The sequence below is a fragment of the Flavobacterium sp. FlaQc-49 genome (assembly GCF_044005985.1).
Lineage (GTDB): Bacteria > Bacteroidota > Bacteroidia > Flavobacteriales > Flavobacteriaceae > Flavobacterium > Flavobacterium cupriresistens.
The window spans coordinates 489,067-494,941 of record NZ_JBIPCS010000001.1; the positions used below are offsets into that span (position 1 = coordinate 489,067).

The following is a 5,875-nucleotide window of genomic DNA, read 5'->3' on the forward strand; positions in this document are numbered from 1 at the left end:
TACAACCATTCGCATCAGTAACCACAACATCGTAAGTACCGCCGCCTAAAGCAACCTGATCTTCCTGAGTTGGTGTCAAACCGCTTCCGTTTGCAGTAGTCCATGCATAAGTATATGGCGTTGCACCACCGCTTACGGTAATATCGATTGATCCATTATTTTGTCCATTACACAATACTGCTGTAGAACCATAACCTAATGATAAGGCTAGTAGACTTTGAACGGTTACACTACTTGTTGTAGTGCATAAAGTGGTATTATCTGTTACAGTAACACTATAAGTACCCGCTGTTAAATTACTTACTGTAGTGGTAGTGGCTCCAGTGTTCCATAAGTATCCAAAGTTACCTGAACCTCCTGTTACGCTTACACTAACTGTTCCTGTACTGCTGTTATTACAGCTCACTGCTGTACTGCTGCTCATCGCTGACAACATCAGACAGGTACCATCGTTTACTTTAGCGCTTGCTGTAGTGGTACAACCATTAGCATCGGTTACTGTTACATTATAAGTACCAGCATCTAGTCCTGTTACCTGAGCTGTTGTAGCTCCGGTATTCCATAGGTACGTATAAGGTGCTTTACCACCTAAAGCGGTTACTCTAATGCTTCCATTATTAGCAGCCGCATTTTGTTCGTCTGTGGCTGTAGCACTTGCATTTAATGCATTAGCCGGTTCGGTGATCGTAATACTTTCTTCAACGGCATCACATACAGTGCCGTTTATCGTTACGGCTACGGTATAAGTACCGGCCGCTTTATTATTTATTGTACTACTGGTACCAGTGGTCACTGTTCCATCACTCCAGGTGAAAGTAAAGACTGCTCCTGGTCGTGAAGCTGAATTGGCGCTCACTGTTGCTACACCTGTAGACGTTCCGGCACAAAGTACATTAGTGACAGTTCCAAGTTGCACTACTGCATCACAACTGTTGCTTCCACAATCCACTACTATACTTTGAGTATAAGTACAACCGTTAATATCTGTAACTGTTACACTATATGCACCTGCAGTTAATCCGGTAATTGATTGTGTAGTAGCAGCGTTACTCCATAGATAAGTATATGGCGCTGTACCACCTGAGGCAGTAACTGTCGCACTACCATTACCACAACTATTAGCTACAGTAGCATTTTGTTTGCTTAAGTTCGCAGTTAGATTGTTTGAAGGCTCTGTAACCGAAATTGGTATACTAGTTTGACAATCTCCCGCATCTCGTACCGCTATAACATAGCCTCCAGCAGTTAATCCGCTAAAGATTCCTGTTGCGTTACTTGTAACGAAGTTGTCTATACTGTACAAATATGGTGTAGTTCCACCTGTAGCTGCCACAGTAAAGCCTCCTGTTGATCCTCCTGTACAAGACACCTCTTGATGAGCGCCTGTGTTCTCTGTAAGAACTAGTGTAACGGGTTGTGTTATTGTAATTGATTCTGTTACTGTACAACCTTTGTTGTCTGTAGCGGTAACATTATAAGTTCCTGCGCCTAGATTAACCTGATCTTCTTGAGTTGGTGTTAAACCAGCTCCGTTAGTAGTACTCCACGCATAAGTGTATGGCGCTGTACCACCACTAACGGTGATATCAATTGATCCATTATTTTGTCCGTTACATAATACTTGTGTGGCTCCAGCTTGCAGCGTCAACGCTAATGGACTTTGAACTTCTGCGCTACTTGTTGTAGTACATAAAGTTGTGGTATCAGTTACCGTTACACTATAATTACCTGCTGCTAAATTATTTACTGTAGCTGTAGTAGCTCCAGTATTCCATAGATAGGTAAAGTTACCTGAACCTCCTGTTACACTCACACTTACTGTTCCGGTACTGCTACCAAAACAAGTCACCCCTGTGCTGGTAGCTGTTGCAGCTAGCATCAGACAAGTACCACTGTTCACTGTTGCACTCGCTGTAGCAGTACAACCATTAGTATCGGTTACTGTTACCGTGTAAGTTCCCATATCCAGTCCGGTTACCTGAGCGGTAGTTGCTCCGGTATTCCATAGATAGGTATAAGGACCTACTCCTCCACTGGCTGTTACACTTACTGTTCCATCACTGGTTGTTGGACCGTTCTCATCGGCAGCTGTAGCGCTGGCACTTAACATGCTTGCCGGTTCGGTGATGGTAATACTTTCTTCTACAGCATCACATACAGTACCGTTTATAGTTACCCCTACAGTATAAGTACCGGCTGCTTTATTGCTTATCGTACTACTGGTACCTGTGGTTATCGTTCCATCACTCCAAGTGAAAGTAAAGACTGCTCCAGGACGTAAAGCTGAACTTGCATTTACTGTAATCGCTCCTGTAGCTGTTCCGGTACACAATACATTGGTAACGGTTCCAACTGTTACTACTGCGTCACAGGTATTCACACAATCCACCACGACACTCTCTGTGAATGTACAGCCGTTCGTATCGGTTACTGTAACACTGTAAGCGCCATTGGTAAGTCCTGTGATGGTTGCTGTTGTACCTCCATTACTCCATAGATAGGTGTATGGCGCTGTACCTCCTGTGGCAGTAACTGTAGCGCTACCGTTACTACAATTTTGTGCAGTCGTCGCGTTTTGTTTGCTTAAATTAACTGTTAAAGCAGTAGCTGGTTCTGATATTAGAATAGACAAACTACCTTGACAATCATTAACGTCTTTTACTTTTACAGTATAAGAACCCGCTGCTAATGAACTGAATACTCCTGTTGAATTACTTGTGGCAAAGTTATCTATGCTGTACAGATAAGGAGCATTACCTCCTGAGGCTGTAACAGTGAAACCTCCTGTAGCACCTGCTGAACACAACACCTGTTGATGAGCTCCTGTATTTTCGGCAAGTGTTAGCGTTACCGGTTCGCTTACTATAATCGATTGGTTTAATGTACAACCGTTAGCATCAGTAACCACAACATCGTAAGTACCGCCGCCTAAAGCAACCTGATCTTCACTTGTGGCTACCACAGTGCTACCATTAGTGGTACTCCATGCATAAGTGTATGGCGTTGTACCACCACTTACGGTAATATCAATCGAGCCATTATTTTGTCCATTACACAATACCGCTGTTGATCCGTAACCTAATGATAAGGCCAGTGGACTTTGAACCGTTACACTACTTGTTGTTGTACATAAAGTTGTATTATCGCTTACAGTAACACTATAAGTTCCCGCTGTTAAATTGCTTACTGTAGCGGTAGTGGCTCCAGTGTTCCATAAGTATCCGAAGTTGCCTGAACCACCTGTTACGCTTACACTAACTGTTCCTGTACTGCTGTTATTACAACTTACTGCTATACTGCTAGTCATTGCTGACAACATCAGACAGGTACCATCGTTTACTTTAGCGCTTGCTGTAGTGGTACAACCATTAGCATCGGTTACCGTTACATTATAAGTATCAGCATCTAGTCCGGTTACTTGGGCAGTAGTCACTCCGGTATTCCATAGGTACGTATAAGGTGCTTTACCACCTAAAGCGGTTACTCTAACGCTTCCATTATTAGCAGCCGCATTTTGTTCGTCTGTGGCTGTAGCACTTGCATTTAATGCATAAGCCGGTTCGGTGATCGTAATACTTTCTTCAACTGCATCACATACAGTGCCGTTTATAGTTACGGCTACGGTATAAGTACCGGCCACTTTATTATTTATTGTACTACTGGTACCAGTGGTCACTGTTCCATCACTCCAGGTGAAAGTAAAGACTGCTCCTGGTCGTGAAGCTGAACTGGCACTCACTGTTGCTGCACCTGTAGACGTTCCGGTACAAAGTATATTAGTGACAGTTCCAAGTTGCACTACTGCATCACAACCGTTGCTTGTGCAATCCACCACTATACTCTCATTGAAAGTACAACCATTGGCATCGGTAACCGTTACACTATAAGCGCCAGCTGTTAATCCTGTAATTGATTGTGTAGTAGCAGCGTTACTCCATAAATAAGTATATGGCGCTGTACCACCTGAAGCGGTAACTGTCGCACTACCATTACCACAACTATTAGCTACAGTAGCATTTTGTTTGCTTAAGTTTGCAGTTAGATTGTTTGAAGGCTCCGTAACCGAAATTGGTATACTAGTTTGACAATCTCCAGCATCTCGTACCACTACAACATAGCCACCAGCAGTTAATCCGCTAAAGATTCCTGTTGAATTGCTTGTAGCAAAATTATCGATACTGTACAGATAAGGTGTAGTTCCACCTGTAGCTGCCACAGTAAAGCCTCCTGTTGATCCTCCTGTGCAAGACACCTCTTGATGAGCGCCTGTGTTCTCTGCAAGAACCAGTGTAACGGGTTGGGTGATTGTAATTGATTCGGTTACTGTACAACCTTTGCTGTCTGTAGCGGTAACGTTATAAGTACCAGCTCCCAGATTAACCTGATCTTCTTGAGTTGGTGTTAAACCACTGCCGTTAGTAGTACTCCACGCATAAGTATATGGCGCTGTACCACCACTTACGGTGATGTCTATAGATCCATTGTTTTGTCCATTACATAATACTTGTGTGGCTCCAGCTTGCAGCGTCAACGCTAATGGACTTTGAACTTCTGCGCTACTTGTTGTAGTACATAAAGTAGTGGTATCAGTTACCGTTACACTATAATTGCCTGCTGCCAAATTATTTACTGTGGCTGTAGTGGCTCCATTATTCCATAGGTAGGTAAAGTTGCCAGAACCTCCGCTTACACTAACGCTTACTGTTCCGGTACTCGTACCAAAGCAGTTCACTGCTGTACTGGTAGCTGTTGCAGCTAACATCAGACAACTTCCACTGTTCACTGTTGCGCTCGCTGTAGCAGTACAACCATTAGTATCGGTTACTGTTACGGTGTAAGTTCCCATATCCAGTCCGGTAACCTGAGCAGTTGTAGCTCCGGTATTCCATAGATAGGTATAAGGACCTACTCCGCCACTGGCTGTTACACTTACTGTTCCGTCGCTGGTTGTTGGACCGTTCTCATCGGTAGCAGTAGCGCTGGCGCTTAACATGCTTGCCGGTTCGGTGATGGTAATACTTTCTTCTACGGCATCACATACGGTGCCGTTTATAGTTACTCCTACAGTATAAGTACCGGCTGCTTTATTGCTTATTGTACTACTGGTACCTGTGGTAATCGTTCCATCACTCCAAGTGAAAGTAAAGACTGCCCCTGGACGTAAAGCCGAACTTGCATTCACTGTAATCGCTCCTGTAGCTGTTCCGGTACACAATACATTGGTAACGGTTCCAACTGTTACTACAGCGTCGCAAGTATTCACACAATCCACTACGACACTCTCTGTGAATGTACAGCCGTTAGTATCGGTTACCGTTACACTGTAAGTTCCGTTGAGAAGTCCTGTGATGGTTGCTGTTGTACCTCCATTACTCCATAGATACGTATATGGCGCTGTACCACCTGTAGCGGTAACTGTAGCGCTACCATTGCTACAGCTTTGCGCTGTAGTTGCGTTTTGTTTGGTTAGATTAACCATCAGACCTGTAGAAGGTTCTGTGATTACTATGGTTAGATTTGCACCTTGACAGTCGTTGGCATCTTTTACTTTTACTGTATAAGATCCTGCTGCTAATGAACTGAATACTCCTGTTGTGTTGCTTGTCGCGAAGTTATCAATACTATACAGATAAGGCGCATTACCTCCTGAGGCAGTAACCGTGAAGCTTCCTGTAGCACCTGCTGAACACAACACCTGTTGATGAGCTCCTGTGTTTTCGGCAAGTGTTAGCGTTGCCGGTTCGCTTACTACTATCGATTGGTTTAATGTACAACCATTCGCATCAGTAACCACAACATCGTAAGTACCGCCGCCTAAAGCAACCTGATCTTCCTGAGTGGCTACTACGGCGCTACCATTAGTTGTACTCCAGGC

General features: G+C 44.0%; 2 pseudogenes. Both read right to left on the minus strand.

The features are described from left to right. Nucleotides 1-100: 100 nt before the first annotated feature. Nucleotides 101-2,809: pseudogene (locus ACHRV3_RS01985) on the minus strand (beta strand repeat-containing protein); the annotation flags it as partial. A 180-nt stretch (nt 2,810-2,989) separates the two neighbouring features. Next, a pseudogene (locus tag ACHRV3_RS01990) lies at nt 2,990-5,695 on the minus strand (hypothetical protein); the annotation flags it as partial. Nucleotides 5,696-5,875: the final 180 nt, after the last annotated feature.